The organism is Streptomyces endophyticus (genome assembly GCF_035798155.1).
Taxonomy (GTDB): Bacteria; Actinomycetota; Actinomycetes; order Streptomycetales; family Streptomycetaceae; genus Streptomyces; species Streptomyces endophyticus.
The window spans coordinates 1-16,468 of the sequence record NZ_JAOZYC010000013.1 but is presented as its reverse complement, the minus strand read 5'-3'; the positions used below and the strand labels follow the sequence as shown (position 1 = coordinate 16,468).

The following is a 16,468-nucleotide window of genomic DNA, read 5'->3' as shown; positions in this document are numbered from 1 at the left end:
CCCCAGAACGAGGGAACGGCGGACCTGGAAGGGGAGGGTGCGGTGTCGGGCTTACGCGCGCGTCGGCTGGCCGAACGGCGGGCGGAGCGGCGCCGCAGGACCGTGCGCGGGACGCTCGCCGCGGCGGCCTCGGTCGTGGTGGCCGTCGGCACCGTCGCGGGCCTCGTGTCCGCCCTGGACCGCGACAAGGCCGGCGCCGACGAGGCGCGGCCGACCGCGAGCGCGACCCCGAGCCTGCGCCCACTGCCGGCGCTGCCGACCGCGTCGCCGACCGGCAATTCGCCCTCGCCGTCGCAGAGCGCACGGGCGAAGCCGAAGAAGAAGACGCCGAAGCCGACCCCGACCCCGGCTCCGGAGAAGGCGCGGCCGTCGAGCGCCGCGAGCGACCTCTACCGCTACGGCGACTCCCAGGTACTCGACTGGGTGCGGGCCAACCGCTCCGACCCGCGCCGCCCGCTGATCGAGTCCCGGATAGCGAACCGCCCGGCCGCCGTCTGGTTCGCCGACTACGCGCCCGCCACGATCACCGCGCGGGTCCGCGCGGTCACCTCGGCAGGGGCGCGCGCCGGACAGGTGCCGGTGCTCGTGCCGTACGCCGTCCCCGACCGGGACTGCGGCGGGCACTCGGAGGGCGGGGCGCCCGACCTGGACGCGTACGGCGACTGGATCGAGAGGTTCGCGCGCGGCCTCGGCTCCCGCGAGGTCGTCGTGATCCTGGAGCCCGACGCCCTGTCCCAGACCGAGTGCCTCTCCAGGGGCCAACAGGCGGACCGTTACGCCGCGTTGGCGCACGCGGGCCGGGCCCTCAAGTCCGCGAACCCGCGCGCCCGCGTCTACTACGACGCCGGACACTCGGCCTGGAACCCGCCCGGCACCCAGGCCGCGCGGCTGCGGGCGGCGGGCGCCGCCTCCGCCGCGTCGTCCGACGGCGTGTTCACCAACGTCTCCAACTTCCACCGGACGTCGGACGAGATCGCGTACGCCCGCAAGGTGCTCGCAGCGCTGGGCGGGCCGAGCGGCCTGGGCGCCGTCATCGACACGAGCCGCAACGGCAACGGCGCCCCGGCAGACGGCGAGTGGTGCGACCCCGACGGCCGCAAACTGGGCCGGGCCCCGACGCTGCGCACCAGTGAGGCCGGGATCGACGCCTACCTGTGGGTGAAGCTGCCCGGGGAGTCGGACGGGTGCAAGGGCCGGCCGGGGACGTTCACGGCGGACTACGCGTACGAGTTGGCGGACTGAGCCACTGATTGCGGGGCGGGTCCCGCAAGTCCCGTACGTACTTGAGGGGTTGACAGTTTCGGTGGCCGGAATATGTTGCATGCAATGTGAAATATGGCCGATGCCCGAGATTCCTGGACCCTGGAGGCTCAATGGACTCCGTGCGGCAGTGCGACCTTTTGTTCACCGGAGGCCATGTGGTCACCGTGGACGACGGCAGGAACGTGTACGAACCCGGCGCCGTCGCGGTGGCGGGCGACCGGATCGTGGCGGTGGGTCCGGCGGCGGAGATCGAGGCCGGGTGGCGGGGCGCGCGGGTGGTGGACTGCCGGGGCCGGGCGGTGCTGCCGGGGTTCGTGGACGGGCACAGTCACCTGTTCCAGGCGCTGGCCAGGGGGCTCGGCGAGGGGCAAGCCATCTGGCCGTGGCTGTGCGAGTTCATGTGGCCGTACTCGATCGCCGTGGACGCCGAGGACGCGCGGGTCGCGGCGACGCTCGGCGCGGTGGAGGCGCTGCGCTCCGGCATCACCACGGTCGTCGACAACCACTACGCGCCGACCGACGCCGAAACGGTTCTCTCGGTGGCCGGCGCGATCGAGGCGACCGGGCTTCGCGGCGTCGTGGCGCGCGGCATGATCGGGCACAAGACCGCCGTCGCCGCCGCCCGCGGACTGCCCGACGAGCTCTTCCGCTACTCCGTGGCGGAGGAACTCGACATCACGCGGGACTGCATGCGGAGCCGGCCGCGCGGATCCGCCGTCGAGATCTGGCCCGCCCCGCTCAACCTCAGCTACGGCGACCAGGAACTGATGCGCGGCGCCGCCGGGCTGGCCCATGAGTTCGGCGTCCGGTGGCACACGCACTGCAGCGAGGGCGCCAAGGACCCGGCGAGCTACCTCGACGCGTACGGGATCAGGCCCGTGAGCTGGCTCGCGGCGGAAGGTCTCCTCGACGAACGCGCCACCCTCGCGCACGCCGTCTGGCTCGACGACGCCGAGACCAAGGCGGTCGGGGAACGCGGCGCGGCGGTCGCCCACAACCCGGCCTCCAACGCGTACCTCGCCTCGGGAGTGATGCCGCTGCGCCGACTGCGCGACGCCGGGGCCGTGGTGGCGCTGGGCACCGACGGGCCGAGCGCCGGGCACCGCCAGGACATGTTCGAGGTGATGAAGCAGGCGCTGTTCGCCCAGCGCCTCGACACGCTCGACCCGGCGGTGGCGCGCTGCGAGGAGGCCCTGGAACTGGCCACCAGGGAAGGCGGCCGGTACGTCGGCAACGGCGCCGGGGTGCTCGCGCCCGGCGCCCCCGCCGACCTCGCCGTGGTGGCGCTCGACCGCCCCCACCTGCGCCCGCTGCACCGCGCGGTGGCCGCGCTCGTCTACTCCGCGCGCGGCGGCGACGTGGAGATGACCGTCGTCGGCGGACGCGTCGTCGTCGAGGAGGGCCGCTGCACCCTCGTCGACGAGGAGGCGCTGCTGGAGGAGGCCCAGGAACGGGCCGAACGCCTCGTCCACCGGGCCGGCTTCGGCCCACTCACCACCCCCTGGCAGCACTGACAGCCACAGGTACAGCTAGCGGCCGTCCGTCCAACGGCCCCCCGGTAAGTGCGCACGAGACAACACCCGGACCACCGGGTGGAGGGAGTAACGCACATGTCCGAGAAGGAAGTTCAGGACGGTACGCACGATACGCAGGGTGGGGCGGCGGAGGCGGCGGCGGAGGCGGTCGGCACCGAGGCGCCGCGCAAGGACGCGGTCGATTCCGTGCCCTCCGTGTGGCGCCTCGTCGTCTACGGGTTCCAGCACGTGCTCGCGTTCTACGCGGGCGCCGTCGTGATGCCGCTGCTCGTCGCCGAGGGCATCGGCATGAAGGGCGACGACATCGCCCTGCTCGTCAACGCCTCACTGCTGACCTGCGGCCTCGCCACGCTCCTGCAGTCCGCCGGGTTGCCGGGCATCGGCATCCGGCTGCCGGTGGTACAGGGCACGTCCACCACCGCGGTGCCCTCGCTGGTTTCGGTGGGGCTCGCGGCGGGCGGGGCGAAGGCCGGCCTGCCGACCGTGTTCGGGGCGGTGATCGCGGCGGGGCTCGCCCTGTTCGTGGTGGCGCCCGTCTTCAGCAGGCTGGTGCGCTTCTTCCCGCCGCTGGTCACCGGCACGATCGTGACCATCGTGGGGATCACGCTGCTCGCCGTCGCCGCGCGGCAGGTGGGCGGGGGAGACCCGAGCCAGGGCTCGTTCGGCTCCCCGCAACACCTGGGGCTCGCCGCCGTCACCCTCGTCGTCATCCTGCTCCTGCACAAGCTGTCGCGCGGCTTCCTCGCGACGGTGGCGGTCCTGGTCGGCCTGTTCATCGGCACGGTCGTGGCCGCGTTCGCCGGGTTCGCCGACTTCTCGGGGATCGCCTCCACGCCCTGGCTGGGCACCGCGGCGCCGCTGCACTACGGGGCGCCCCGGTTCGACGTCCTCGCGGTGCTCTCGATCGTCCTGGTCATGATCATCATCGCGGTCGAGTCCATCGGGCAGTTCTTCGCCGTCGGCGAGATCGTGGACCGGAAGGTCGAGGGCAAGCACGTGACCCGCGCCCTGCGCGCCGACGGCCTCGCCACCGCGGTCGCGGGCGTCCTCAACTCCTTTCCCAGCACCGTCTATTCGCAGAACATCGGCCTGATCCGGCTCACCAGGGTCAAGTCCCGGTGGATCGTCGCGTCCTCCGGCGTGATCATGATGGTGCTCGGGCTCGTGCCGAAGGTGGGGGCGATCGTCGCCGCGATGCCGGCCTCGGTCCTCGGCGGCGCGACGATCGTGCTCTTCTCCACCATCGCGGTCGTCGGCGTGCAGATCCTCTTCCAGGCCGACCTGACGGACCAGCGCAACACCATCCTCGTCGCCGCGAGCGTGGGCGTGGGCTTTCTGCCCACCGCGTTCCCGCAGTTCGCCGAGCAGATGCCGGGGCGCCAGCTGCATGCGCTCTTCGAGAGCGGCATCATCCTCGGCACGCTCACGGCGGTGTGCCTGAACCTCTTCTTCCACCACCTGCGGCTTCCCTTCGGGCGTGGGCGGGAGCGCCGGGATCGTCGGGATCGTCGGGAAGGGGCCTCGGACGCTGCCGGATCCATTGACGCGTCCGAACATTACATGCAACATGTATCTCCAACGGGCAAGCAGTGAGGGGGAGTTGAGATGAGCGCAGAGCGGGCGGTCAATCCGGTCGCGGCCGGCAGCCTCCTGGCGGACCGGGCGTACGAGGAGCTGAAGGGTGCGGTCCTGGCGAACCGGCTGCGCCCCGGCGACCCGCTCTCCGTGCCCGCCCTCGCCGCGCAGCTGAGCATCAGCCGCAGCCCGGTGCGCGAGGCGGTCCAGCGCCTCATCCACGACGGCCTGGCCACGCACGTCCCGCACAAGGGGGCCGTGGTCGCCACGGTCGACGTGGAGGACGTGCGGCAGCTGTACGTCGTCCGTGAGGTGATGGAGGGCCTCGCCGCCCGCCTGGCCACCGAGCGGCTCGACGCCTCACGGGTCGCCGAACTGCGCGAACTCCTGGAGCGGCACGAGCGCGAGGTCGGCACCGGAGTCGACGAGCGCACGCACATCGAGATGGACATGGCCTACCACCGGATGATCCGCGAGGTGGCCGACAACCCGCACCTCACCACGGCCCTCGACACCATCCAGGGCCGCGCCCACCTCGCCCTGCACCAGTTGTGGCGCGGCCAGGAGGCGCCGCGGCTCGCCGTCGCCGAACACCGCCGCATCTTCGAGGCGATGACATCGGGCGACCCGGACGCCGCCGATCTCGCGGCCCGCGACCACATCCGCAGGCTCCGCATCCGCCTCTCGCAGGCCGTCGCGCCGGGACCGTCGGAGTCCTCCGGGCCCGGCCGCGTACGCCCCGTCGAATAGCGCCACCGCACCACGTTCGAGTTTCAACTCCCGTTCAGCGCAAGCCAGAAGGGATGTGAACGACCGTGAGCACCGCAACCGGCACCGCCACCGCTGTCCGTGACGGCGTCGGGGCCAGCACCACGCGCCCCGACGGCCGACTGAAGGTCAAGGGCGACTTTGCCTACTCATCCGACCTGCGGGCCGAGGGCATGGTGTGGGGCGCGACCCTGCGTTCACCGCACCCGAGCGCCCGCATCGTGCGGCTCGACACGACCGCGGCGCTGCGGCTGCCCGGGGTGCTCGCGGTGCTCACCCACGAGGACGTTCCCGGGCAGGCGACGTACGGCATGAAGGTCTCCGACCAGCCGGTACTCGCCGCCGACCGCGTCCGTTACCAGGGTGAGCCGGTGGCCCTCGTGGCCGCGGACCACCCCGAGACGGCCCGCAGGGCACTGGCGTTGATCGACGTCGCGTACGAGGAGCGGTCCGCGCTGACCGACCCCGAGGACGCCGTGCGGGGCCTGGGGCCGCTCGTCCATGAAGCGCGTGTCGACGGCAAGCACGGCAACGTCGTCCGGCACGTCCGCATCCGCCACGGCGACGTAGCGGCAGCCCGCGCCGAGGCCGACGTGATCGTCAGCGGCACGTACGAGGTCGGCATGCAGGACCAGGCCTTCCTCGGCCCCGAGTCCGGGCTCGCGATCCCCGCGCAGGACGGCGGCGTCGACGTCTACGTGTCGACGCAGTGGCTGCACGACGACCAGCACCAGATGTGCGCCGCGCTCGGCCTGCCGCCGGAGAAGGTACGGCTCACGATGTCCGGTGTGGGCGGCGCGTTCGGCGGACGCGAGGACGTGTCCGTGCAGATCCACGCGGCGATGCTCGCCCTGCGCACGGGACGTCCCGTGAAGATGAGCTACAACCGCGAGGAGTCCTTCTACGGCCATGTGCACCGCCACCCGGCCCGCATGTGGTTCGAGCACGGGGCGACGCGCGAGGGACGCCTCGTCTTCGTCAAGGCGCGCCTCCTGCTCGACGGCGGCGCCTACACCTCCACCTCGCAGGTCGTCATCGCCAACGGCTCCTACTTCGCGGCCGGCGCCTACGACGTGCCGCACGCCGAGATCGACGGCTACTCCGTCTTCACCAACAACCCGCCCTGCGGCGCGATGCGCGGCTTCGGCGCCGTCCAGTCCTGCTACGGCGTCGAGTCGAACCTCGACAAGCTGGCGCGTGAACTCGGCATGGATCCGGTCGAGTTGAGGGTGCGCAATGCCATGACCACCGGGACGGTGCTGCCGACCGGACAGGCGGTGGACGGCCCGGCGCCGGCGGCGGAGCTGCTGGAGCGGCTGCGCGCCCGGCCGCTTCCAGGGGTGGGGCAGGGGGCGTTCGGGAATCCGGGCGGGCTGAACAACACCAGCCATGGAGAGGGGGTGAGGCGCGGAGTCGGGTACGCGATCGGGGTCAAGGCCATCGGCTTCTCCGGCGGCGTCGACGACCGCTCCGTGGCCCGCGTCCGGCTCGTCCTGAACGGCGGCGAACCCGTCGCCGAGGTGCACACCGCCGCCGCCGAGTGCGGCCAGGGCATCGTCACCGTCCAGACGCAGATCGTACGGACCGAGCTCGGAGTCGAGCGGGTGGTCGTGCTCCCCGCCGACACGCAGGTGGGCGACGCCGGTTCGTCCTCGGCCTCCCGCATCACCTGGATGAGCGGGGGAGCGGTCCAGGGCGCGTGCAAGGTGCTGAGCGAGCGGATCACGGCGCTGGGGGACCGGCCGCTTCCCGAACTGCTCGCTGAGAGCGGGCCGTTGGAGGCGGAGTACGAGTACGCGCACCGCCGCACGTTCCCTGTCGACGACGCACGCGGGCAGGGCGACGCGCACATCGCGTTCGCGTTCGCCGCGCACCGGGCCGTCGTGGACGTGGATACCGATCTCGGCCTGGTGAAGGTGGTCGAGCTGGCGACCGCCCAGGATGTCGGCAAGGCGATGAATCCCCTTGCCGTGGAGGGCCAGATCGAGGGCGGCAGCGCGCAGGGCCTCGGGCTCGCGGTGATGGAGGAGCTGAGGGTGGAGGGCGGGAGGGTACGCAACCCGTCGTTCACGGACTACTTGATTCCGACGATCGCCGACATGCCGCACGTCCCCATCGACCTGCTCGAACTTCCGCACCCGGACTCTCCGTACGGCCTCAACGGCGTCGGTGAGCCGCCCACCCTGTCGTCGACTCCGGCCATCGCGAACGCGCTGCGTGCCGCGACGGGACTTGAGCTGGCGAAGGTGCCGGTGCGGCCCGAGGACATCGCCGGCCCCGGTGACATCGTCGACAGCGAAGGGAGGTGAGGCGGGCCCTGCCCTGGGTCCCCAAACGGTCCACCACAGAACACGGTTGGCACCAGCTGGGAAGGAAACAAGACCTTGATCATCGACACCCATATGCACCCGACCAACATCGTCGACCAGGCGTGGCGGCACGACGGCTCCCCGTTCACGGGCGAGCGCACGCTGGAGATGATGGACGGCCCGTACATGATCAACGGAAAGCCGCGCCGCATCGACTACGGCTGCATCATGCCGCCCCCCGGCAACTCCGTCTGGCAGGACGGGATGCGCACCGGGCGCGAGGGCATCCGCGACTACATGGCGTACATCACCGAACTGGTCACCACGTACCCCGACCGGTTCATCGGGAACTTCATGTACAACCCGCGCTTCGGGCCCGAGAACGGGGCGAAGGAGCTGGAGTTCCACGTCAAGGAGTACGGCTACAAGATGCTGAAGCTGCATGCCAACATGCACGCTTACCGGCCCGACCGGGCCCTCGACTGGCTCCGGCCCATCCTGCGGGTCTGCGACGAACTGGGTGTCGTCGTCCTCATCCACACCGGCGACGGGCCGTACTCGATCCCGACGCAGTTCTACCCGATCATCCGGGAGTTCACGAACGTGAACTTCATCCTCGCCCACTTCGGTGTGCAGACCGGTGGCGTGTACTGCTTCGAGGCGCTCTACATGATCCTCGACTCGCCGAACGTGTACGGGGAGTCCGGCTGGCTGCTGCAGTCGCGGATCGTGGAGTTCGCGCAGCAGATGGAGAAGCACCAGCTGGTCTTCGGTACGGACTCGCCGCCGAACGAACCGGGCATGTGGGCGCGGGAGTTGGAGGTGCTGTGCGGTCCGCCGCCGCAGGGCATGCACCTCTCCGAGGAGCACCTGGAGGGGTACCTAGGCAACAACATGGCCAAGCTCCTCGACCTGAAGCCGACGCCTCCGCCGCGCAACCAGGAGGAGGCGAAGCTTCGCCTCACGGATACGTACGCGTCGTTGGACACGGTTACGCGGAGGTGAGGTGGGCCGGGGTCGGGGTTACGCCTCGACCCCGGTCGTGCCCGGGTGGGGGTGGGGTCTGGGGCTGCGCCCCGGCCCGCCGTCGCCCTTCGGGCTCCTTGTCCTCAATCGCCGGACGGGCTTGATTCACCCACCCCCCGCCCCACACACACGCCTATCTCCCACCCACCCGCCCCCTCCGGGGGCGTCGGCCCGACGGGGTGCGGCGGACGTTGACTGCGACTTGGGTGACCGGCCGTCGTCCACGGCTCCCCACCCGTTACGGCCGACGCCGCCCCCGACTTGGGCAATCTGCCGCCGACCACGGCTCCCCACCCGTTGCGGTCGACCGCTCCCGACTTGGGCAATCTGCCGCCTTGGGCGGCAGGGTGGGCAAGGCGGCGCCCGGTGCGGCGCAACGAAGGCAACGGGACCCGGCCCCGGCGCCGGGGCGCAACCTCGGTGCTGCCGCACGGGCGGTGGACAGGCCCCGGTGTGGCACAGCAGGCACGGCGGACACCGACCCGAGCCACCCACGGGGGCCGAAGCCCCCGGAGGGGGCGGGTGGGTGGGAGATGAGCGGGCCCCGGCGCAGCCGGAGGAGGCCCGGCGCCGCGCAACAGGCCCCGGTCAGCACCGCGCAACACGCGCCACCCCGGCGCCCGGCCGGCGCCGCGCAACAGGCACCACCCCGCCCCGCCACCGGCACCCCGCAACAGCCACGACGACCCCGACCACCACCCCCGCCACGACCCACCGCAACAGACAGGACCCGCCCCCATGCAACGCATAGGTCACCTCCTCCCCGCCACCTCCCTCGGCGCCGACCGCTGGGTGGCCCAGATCTGCGCCCCGGTCCAGGTGGACATCGCCCACCCCACCGCCCGCGCCCTCCTCCCCGAGTTCCAGTACGGCCCGGCCCTCACGCCCACCCACACCGCCGAACTCCAACGCGGCGCCGAACAGTTGGCCCAGGCCGGCGCCGACGCCATCGTGTGGCACGGCACATCCGGCGGCCTCGACGGCGCCGCCCACGCCCGCACGGTCGCCCGCGTCATCGAGCGCACGGCCGGCGTCCGCGTCTCCACCGTCACCCTCGGCCAGCTCGACCTCCTGGCCCGCGCCGCGACCCACTCCATCGCCCTCGTCACGGCCGGCTCCGAACAACAGGCGGGCCGCCTCGCCGACACCTGCCTCGCCGCGGGCCTCCGCATCGCCTCCCTCACGGCCCTCGATCTGGCCACCCCGCGCGAGGCGGCGGAGCTCCCCGTGTCGAAGGTCCGCCGGATCCTCCTCGACGCCGATTCCGCCGACGCCGAGTGCCTGGTGGTGGCCGGCACCGAACTCCCGGTCGCACCCGTCGCGGCCATGGTGGAACGGGAGTTGGGCAAGCCGGTGCACGACGGCGCGCGGGTCGCGGTCCGTACAGGGCTCGACCTGCTCGGCACCGGCGTCGAATCGCCCGCGTGGGGCGGGCTGTTCACGGGCGGCGTGCACGCGGGAGTCTGCTGTGACACCCACTGAGCGCGCCGCCCACGGCACCGGCTACCAGGACTTGCACGCCTTCCTCGACGCCTACCGCGCCACCCACCCCGATGACGTACTCACGGTCGACGAGAAACTGGAGGGCGAGGACGTCGCCGCCCTCGTCGCCGAACTCGCCGCGCGCGGGCGCTCCGAACTCCTGCTCTGCTCAAGGGTGTCGGGCCTCGACGGCACGCCCCTCGTCACCAACCTCTTCGCCTCGCGCACCCGCGTCGCCCGCCTGCTCGGCACGGACCCGGCCGGCCTGCACCACGCCTACCAGCGGGCCGCCGCCCGCCGCACCGAACCCCGCGTCGTCCCCACGGGCCCCGTCCTCGACACGGTCGCCGAGGGCCCGGACGTCGACCTGACCACGCTCCCGCTCCTCAAGCACTTCGACTCGGACCGCGGCCCGTACATCACCAGCGGCGTCATCACGGCCGAAGCACCACCGGCCGCCCCCGACGCCCCCGACGCGCCCGGCCGCTCCGGCAACCTCAGCTACCACCGCGCCCTCGTGCACAGCCGCACCGAACTCGCCACGAGCCTGCACTCGCGCGGCCACCTGTGGCAGCTGCTGCGCCTCGCCGAACAGCGCGGCGAACCGCTGCCGGTCGCGATGGTCATCGGCGCCCACCCCCTCTTCCAGCTCGCGGCCTCCGCCCGCGTAGGCCCCGACGTCGACGAACGCACCCTGGCGGGCGGCCTGTTGGGGGCGCCCCTGGACGTCGTACGCACCCCACGGCACGGCATTCGCGTCCCGGCCTCCGCCGAACTCGTCCTCGAAGGCGTCATCGACCCGGCGCGCACCGCGCCCGAGGGCCCCTTCGGCGAGTTCTCCGGCTACTCCTCCGACCGCTCCACGAACAACGTGCTCATCGTGCACAGCGTGCTGCGCCGCCGCGACGCCGTCCTCCTCGACATCGTCGGAGGCAACAGCGCCGAACACCTCAACCTGGCCCGCATCCCGCGCGAATCCGAGATGGCGGAACAGCTCACGTCCCGCTTCCCCGAGGTCACGGCGCTGCACTACCCGACCTCCGGCACGCACTTCCACGCCTACGTAGCCCTGCGCCAGGCCCGCCCCGGACAGGCCCGGCAGATCATGCTCGCGCTGCTTGGCTGGGACCCGTACCTGAAGACGGTCGTCGCGGTCGACGACGACGTGGACATCACCCGCGACGCGGACGTGCTGTGGGCGCTCGCGACCCATCTCCAGCCGGGCGCCGACGTGTTCACGGTCGACGGACTGCCCGGCAGCCCCCTCGACCCCTCGTCCACCCCGGACGGCACCACGTCCCGCATGGGCCTCGACGCCACCCGCGCCCCGCACTTCGACGCCGTACGCATCCGCACGGACCCGGCCCGCGTCGCGCGCGCCCGCGACCTCCTTGACCAAGGACCGGCGTGCGGCTGATCGTCGGGATCACGGGCGCGACCGGCGCGGCCTACGGCATCCGCCTCCTGGAGGCCCTGCGCGCCGCGCCCGACGTCGAGACGCATCTGATCCTGACGCGCTGGGCCCGTACGACCATCGAGCTTGAGACGGACCGGAGCGTCGGCGACGTACAGAAACTCGCCGACGTCGTGCACCGTCCCGGCGACCAGGCGGCCGCCGTCTCCTCCGGCTCGTTCCGCACCGACGGCATGGTGATCGCGCCGTGCAGCATGAAGACGCTCGCGGGGATCCGCGCCGGGTACGCGGACGGGCTGATCGGCCGGGCGGCCGACGTCGTCCTCAAGGAGCGCCGCCCGCTGGTCCTCGTCCCGCGCGAGAGCCCGCTGCACGAGATCCACCTGGAGAACATGCTCGCCCTCGCGCGGATGGGCGCCCGGATCGTGCCGCCGATGCCGGCCTTCTACCAGCGCCCGAAAACGATCGAGGACCTGGTCGACCACACGGTCGCCCGGGTCCTCGATCAACTCTCCCTGCCGGGCCCGGAGGTGGACCGGTGGGCGGGCGGGTGACTACTTGTCGCCGGCCGGCTCCTCGTCGTACGACGACGTCCCCTCGTCGAGCAGCGGCGCTTGCGTCTTGAGGTGCGCGGGGGCCATCGCCCGCAGCGCGTGGTAACCCGTGATCACGACGATCGTGCCGAGGGCGATGCCGCTCAGCGAGAAGGTGTCGGTGAACTTCAGGGAGACGTCGCCGATGCCGATGATGATGCCCGCGGCGGTCGGCACCAGGTTCAGCGGGTTGCGCAGGTCGACCCCCGCGTTGATCCAGATCTGCGCGCCGAGCAGTCCGATCATGCCGTAGAGGATGACCGTGATGCCGCCGAGCACGCCGCCCGGGATCGCCGCGACGATCGCGCCGAACTTCGGGCAAAGGCCGAAGAGCAGGGCGAAGCCGGCCGCCGCCCAGTACGCCGCCGTCGAGTAGACGCGGGTCGCGGCCATGACGCCGATGTTCTCGGAGTACGTGGTGTTGGGCGGGCCGCCGACGGCCGTGGAGAGCATCGACGCGGCGCCGTCCGCCGAGATCGCCGTGCCGAGCTTGCCGTCGAGGTTGTCGCCGGTCATCTCGCCGACGGCCTTGACGTGGCCCGCGTTCTCCGCGATCAGCGCGATGACGACCGGCAGGGCGACGAGGATCGCCGACCACTGGAACGAGGGCGCGTGGAAGGTCGGCAGGCCGATCCAGTCCGCGTGGCCGACGCTCGACAGGTCGAGCCGCCAGTGGTCGACGGCCTTGCCGCCGCTGTTCGGCGAGTGGATCTGGCCGAAGACCCGGTCGAGGACCCAGGAGATCCCGTAGCCGAAGACCAGGCCGAGGAAGATCGCGATGCGCGACCAGAAACCGCGCAGGCACACCACGGCCAAACCGGTGAACAGCATGACGAGCAGCGCCGTCCACTGGTCGGTCGGCCAGTACGTGGAGGCGGTGACCGGCGCGAGGTTGAAGCCGATCAGCATCACGACCGCGCCGGTCACCACCGGCGGCATCGCCGCGTGGATGATCCGCGCCCCGAACTTCTGCACCGCGAGGCCCACCAGGAACAGCACGACGCCCACGACGAAGACCGCGCCCGTGACCGTGGCGCTGGTGCCGCCCTGCGCCCGGATCACGGCCGCGACGCCCACGAAGGAGAGCGAACAGCCCAGATAGCTGGGGACCCGGCCGCGCGTCGCGAGCAGGAAGATGACCGTCGCGACGCCGGACATCATGATCGCGAGGTTCGGGTCGAGGCCCATCAGGACGGGCGCCACGAAGGACGCGCCGAACATCGCGACCACGTGCTGTGCGCCGAGCCCGATCGTGCGCGGCCAGGAGAGCCGCTCGTCGGGGCGGACGACCGCGCCGGGAGCCGGCGTGCGCCCGTCGCCGTGCAGTTTCCAGCGCACGCCGAGGTCCATGAGAGATTCCGCCTTCTGTGGTGGCCGTGAGGTGGGTGGTGCCTGTGCGGCTCGAAATGATCGCTTCATGTTAGTGCGACGTAAGTGCGAGTTCGTACCGAGCCACCGCCCACCTGTCCGGCTCTACGACGCGTGATCCGCCGCCCGCGCGCCGCTGGGCTCCGTCGTCCCCGTCCGCGTACGGTCGCCGCCGCGCAGCACCTTCGCGAACACCACGAGGCCGGTCGCCAACACGGTCACCAGGCCGAACGACACCACCAGGCTGGTCGCGTCCGCGATCGTGCCGATCGCCGAGGGCGCGATCAGGCCCGAGGTGTACGTGATGGTGGCGACACCGGCGATGGCCAGGCTCGGGTTCCGGCCGCTGCGCCCGGCCGCGGCGAAGCAGAGCGGCACCACGACCGCGATGCCGAGCCCCACCAGTCCGAATCCGGCCATCGCGATGCCCGGGTTCGGCGCGACCACCACGAGCAGCGCGCCGAGCGTGGCCACGAGGCCGCTGATCCGCACGGTGCGCACCGCGCCGAACCGGTCCACCACCGCGTCGCCCGCGATCCGCGCCACCGCCATGGTGAGCGTGAACGCCGTGGTGCAGGCGGCCGCGAGCCCGGCCGATGTGCCGAGCACGTCCCGCAGGTACACCGCCGACCAGTCCAGGCTCGCGCCCTCCGCGAACACCGCGCAGAACCCGACGGCCCCGATGAGGACCGCCGACTTGGGCGGCAGCGCGAAGCGCGGCGGCGCCTCCTCTTCCTCCGTCGGCCGCACGTCGAGCACCCAGCGGCAGACGATCAGGCCCGCCACGGTCAGGACGCCCGCGGCGAGCGCGTGGTGCAGCCGGGCGTCCGAGCCCAGATGCGCGGCGAGGGTGCCGCCGACCGAGCCGATCAGGGCGCCCACGCTCCACAGCCCGTGCAGGCCCGACATGATCGACTTGTCGAGCCGGGTCTCGATCTCGACGCCCAGCGCGTTCATGGCGACGTCCGACATGCCCGCGGTCGCCCCGTACACGAGCAGCGCGGCGCAGAGCGTGAGCAGACTGGGCGCGAGCGAGGGCAGGATCAGGGCCAGCGTCCACAGCGCGAGCAGCCCGCGCAGCCCGGCGCGGGCGCCGAAGCGGTGGGTGACGCTGCCGGCCAGCGGCATCGCGAGCGAGGCGCCGATCGCGGGGAAGGCGAGGGCGAGGCCCAACTGCCCCGCGCTCACGCCCGCGTGCTCCTGGATCCAGGGCACCCGCGTCGCGAACGACCCCGTCACGGCGCCGTGGATGCAGAAGACGGTGGCGACGGCGTACCGCGCCCGCTTCAACTCCCTTGGTGCGTACGTCAGTTCCTGCATCCCGCGGGCCCTCCCCAAGTCTCCCTTGCGTGCCGCCGTAAACTATCAGGAACCCTGCCTGATAATGCCAGTGATATCCGCGTAGGATCCCGCCATGCCCGCATCGCCGAGAACCGCCCGAGCCATCAACGACCGGCTCGCGCTGCGCCTCCTCCAGGAGGAAGGGCCGCTCACCGCAGGGCAGTTGAAGGAACGCACCGGCCTGTCCCGGCCCACCGTCGCCGACCTCGTCGAGCGGCTCACCGCGGCCGGCCTCATCGAGATCGTCGGTGAGGCGGGCGCCGAGCGGCGCGGCCCCAACGCCCGGCTCTACGGGATCGTCGCAGGGCGCGCCCACCTCGCCGCGCTCGACGTGCGCACCGGAGGCGTACGGCTCGTCGTCGCCGACCTCGTGGGCACCGTGCTCGCGCAGGCGTCGGTGCCGGTCGAGGTGGGGGAGGGGGCGGGCGCCGCCGTCGAGCGCACCGTCACGACCCTGGAGCGGACGGCGAAGGAGGCGGGCATCGCGCGGCTGCACACCGTCGGCGTCGGCGCCCCCGGCCTCATTGACCCCGCGTCCGGCGAACTGCGGGACTCCTCCGGCCTGCCGGGCTGGCACCGCGCCCTGGTCGCCGCGCTACAGGAACGGCTGCCCGCGCGCGTGCTGGTGGAGAACGAGACGAACCTGGCCGCCCTCGCCGAGCGCCGTGACGGCGCCGCCCGCGACCGGGACACCTTCGCGCTGCTATGGCTGGGCCTCGGCATCGGCGCCGCCGTCGTCCTGGACGGAAGGCTGCGGCGCGGCGCGTCCGGCGGCACCGGGGAGGTCGGGTTCCTGCCGGTGCCGGGCACGGGCGGACTGCCGTCCGCGTCCGGCTGCGACGGGGGGTTCCACTCGCTGGCCGGCTCGGCGGCGATCCTCGAACTGGCCGTCGCGCACGGCCTCGTGGATCCCGGCGAACCGCTGGAGCGGGCGGCCGACGTGGTGCGCTGCGGCGACGCGGCCTTCCTCGACGCGCTGGCCGACCGGATCGTGCTCGGTGTCGCCGCCGTGGTCGCCGTGCTCGACCCCGGCTGCGTGGTGCTCGCGGGCGAGGTCGGCCGGGCGGGCGGCGATGCGCTCGCCCGGCGCGTGGCGGAGCGCATAGCGGTGATGTCACCGCTGCTCACCGACGTACGCGCCGGTGAGCTGGGCGGCGGGGCCGTGCTGGGCGGGGCCCTGCTGATGGCCCGGGAGGCCGCTCAGGAGCGGGTGTTCGCTCCGTAGCGGCTCCCGCCGACCGCACCTGCCCGAGGGCCCCGCGTCAGGAGCGGCGTCCCCGGCCCCGGGCGCCGCGCGCGACGAGGACGAGCGCGCCGCCCACGGAGACGAGCGCCACGGTGCCCCAGACGGCCCAGCGGTTCACGGACCCCGCGCCGGTCTCCGCCAGAGCGGGCGGCTTGGACGGTTGCGGGGCCTGCGTCGCGGACGGCGTCGGGGCGCTCGGCGTCGGGGTACTGGTCGGTTCCGTGGCGGTGGGCGTCGGCGTCGGGGTGTCGGTCGGCGTGGGAGTGGGCGTCGGTGAGGGCGACTCGCAGTCGTGCCACTCCAGGGCCATCTCGCCGTCCCCGGCGCGGGCCCCCGTGGTGAACGTCGAGCCCGCCGGGCCGAGGCTTGAGCCCCCGCCGCCGCCACCCGAACCCATGCTCGCCGCGGTGGAGGACCCGCCCGCGCCGCCGCCGTGGGCCCCGCCGCCGCCCCCGCCACCGGCGACGACCAGCGTTCCGCTCGTCGTGGCGACGGTCGTGGCGCCGCCTCCGCCCGCGGCCGTGGCGCCGTTGCCCGCGCTGGGGTCG

At 72.8% G+C, this 16,468-nt stretch carries 12 protein-coding genes and 1 pseudogene; 10 read left to right on the top strand and 3 right to left on the bottom strand.

Annotated features, from left to right (window positions below; all coding sequences use genetic code 11):
* Positions 1-102: 102 nt before the first annotated feature.
* From OKJ99_RS03375 to OKJ99_RS03335, 9 genes are all read left to right on the top strand, one after another.
* A complete protein-coding gene (locus OKJ99_RS03375; RefSeq protein ID WP_326014342.1) occupies positions 103-1,242 on the top strand; it encodes a glycoside hydrolase family 6 protein in 1,140 nt (379 codons plus the stop codon).
* A 131-nt stretch (positions 1,243-1,373) separates the two neighbouring features.
* Positions 1,374-2,777: an amidohydrolase family protein gene (locus OKJ99_RS03370; RefSeq protein WP_326014204.1), complete on the top strand. Its 1,404-nt coding sequence runs from the start codon at positions 1,374-1,376 to the stop codon at positions 2,775-2,777.
* Between the two features lie 96 nt (positions 2,778-2,873).
* Positions 2,874-4,391 carry a nucleobase:cation symporter-2 family protein gene (locus tag OKJ99_RS03365; RefSeq protein ID WP_326014203.1) on the top strand — a complete coding sequence of 506 codons (1,518 nt, stop codon included), beginning with the start codon at positions 2,874-2,876 and terminating at the stop codon, positions 4,389-4,391.
* A 12-nt stretch (positions 4,392-4,403) separates the two neighbouring features.
* Positions 4,404-5,123, top strand: coding sequence for a GntR family transcriptional regulator (locus OKJ99_RS03360; RefSeq protein ID WP_326014202.1), 720 nt, complete (start codon positions 4,404-4,406; stop codon positions 5,121-5,123).
* A gap of 65 nt (positions 5,124-5,188) precedes the next feature.
* Complete coding sequence (locus OKJ99_RS03355; RefSeq protein WP_326014201.1) at positions 5,189-7,450, top strand: molybdopterin cofactor-binding domain-containing protein; 2,262 nt, start codon at positions 5,189-5,191, stop codon at positions 7,448-7,450.
* A 75-nt stretch (positions 7,451-7,525) separates the two neighbouring features.
* Positions 7,526-8,455, top strand: coding sequence for an amidohydrolase family protein (locus tag OKJ99_RS03350; protein WP_326014200.1), 930 nt, complete (start codon positions 7,526-7,528; stop codon positions 8,453-8,455).
* A gap of 759 nt (positions 8,456-9,214) precedes the next feature.
* A complete protein-coding gene (locus tag OKJ99_RS03345; protein WP_326014199.1) occupies positions 9,215-9,958 on the top strand; it encodes an aspartate racemase/maleate isomerase family protein in 744 nt (247 codons plus the stop codon).
* Positions 9,945-11,375, top strand: coding sequence for a UbiD family decarboxylase (locus tag OKJ99_RS03340; protein ID WP_326014197.1), 1,431 nt, complete (start codon positions 9,945-9,947; stop codon positions 11,373-11,375). Before OKJ99_RS03345 ends, OKJ99_RS03340 begins: the two co-directional genes overlap by 14 nt.
* On the top strand, positions 11,366-11,926 hold the full coding sequence (locus tag OKJ99_RS03335) for a UbiX family flavin prenyltransferase (protein ID WP_326014196.1): 561 nt from the start codon (positions 11,366-11,368) through the stop codon (positions 11,924-11,926). The genes OKJ99_RS03340 and OKJ99_RS03335 overlap by 10 nt, the downstream gene beginning before the upstream one ends.
* Here the strand turns inward: OKJ99_RS03335 and OKJ99_RS03330 are convergent, their stop codons facing one another.
* Positions 11,927-13,315 carry a uracil-xanthine permease family protein gene (locus OKJ99_RS03330; protein ID WP_326014194.1) on the bottom strand — a complete coding sequence of 463 codons (1,389 nt, stop codon included), beginning with the start codon at positions 13,313-13,315 and terminating at the stop codon, positions 11,927-11,929.
* A gap of 123 nt (positions 13,316-13,438) precedes the next feature.
* On the bottom strand, positions 13,439-14,653 hold the full coding sequence (locus tag OKJ99_RS03325; RefSeq protein ID WP_326014193.1) for an MFS transporter: 1,215 nt from the start codon (positions 14,651-14,653) through the stop codon (positions 13,439-13,441).
* Between the two features lie 94 nt (positions 14,654-14,747).
* On the opposite strand from OKJ99_RS03325, the gene OKJ99_RS03320 reads away from it, so the two are divergent.
* Positions 14,748-15,899 (top strand): ROK family transcriptional regulator, encoded by a 1,152-nt coding sequence (locus tag OKJ99_RS03320; protein WP_326014192.1) that lies wholly within the window; start codon positions 14,748-14,750, stop codon positions 15,897-15,899.
* A 37-nt stretch (positions 15,900-15,936) separates the two neighbouring features.
* Here the strand turns inward: OKJ99_RS03320 and OKJ99_RS03315 are convergent.
* A pseudogene (locus OKJ99_RS03315) lies at positions 15,937-16,468 on the bottom strand (hypothetical protein); the annotation flags it as partial.

Coding starts and splice junctions, on each gene's coding strand:
- OKJ99_RS03370 (WP_326014204.1), top strand. CDS start 1,374: ATGGACTCCGTGCGGCAGTGCGACCTTTTGTTCACCGGAGGCCATGTG.
- OKJ99_RS03365 (WP_326014203.1), top strand. CDS start 2,874: ATGTCCGAGAAGGAAGTTCAGGACGGTACGCACGATACGCAGGGTGGG.
- OKJ99_RS03360 (WP_326014202.1), top strand. CDS start 4,404: ATGAGCGCAGAGCGGGCGGTCAATCCGGTCGCGGCCGGCAGCCTCCTG.
- OKJ99_RS03345 (WP_326014199.1), top strand. CDS start 9,215: ATGCAACGCATAGGTCACCTCCTCCCCGCCACCTCCCTCGGCGCCGAC.
- OKJ99_RS03330 (WP_326014194.1), bottom strand. CDS start 13,315: ATGGACCTCGGCGTGCGCTGGAAACTGCACGGCGACGGGCGCACGCCG.
- OKJ99_RS03325 (WP_326014193.1), bottom strand. CDS start 14,653: ATGCAGGAACTGACGTACGCACCAAGGGAGTTGAAGCGGGCGCGGTAC.
- OKJ99_RS03320 (WP_326014192.1), top strand. CDS start 14,748: ATGCCCGCATCGCCGAGAACCGCCCGAGCCATCAACGACCGGCTCGCG.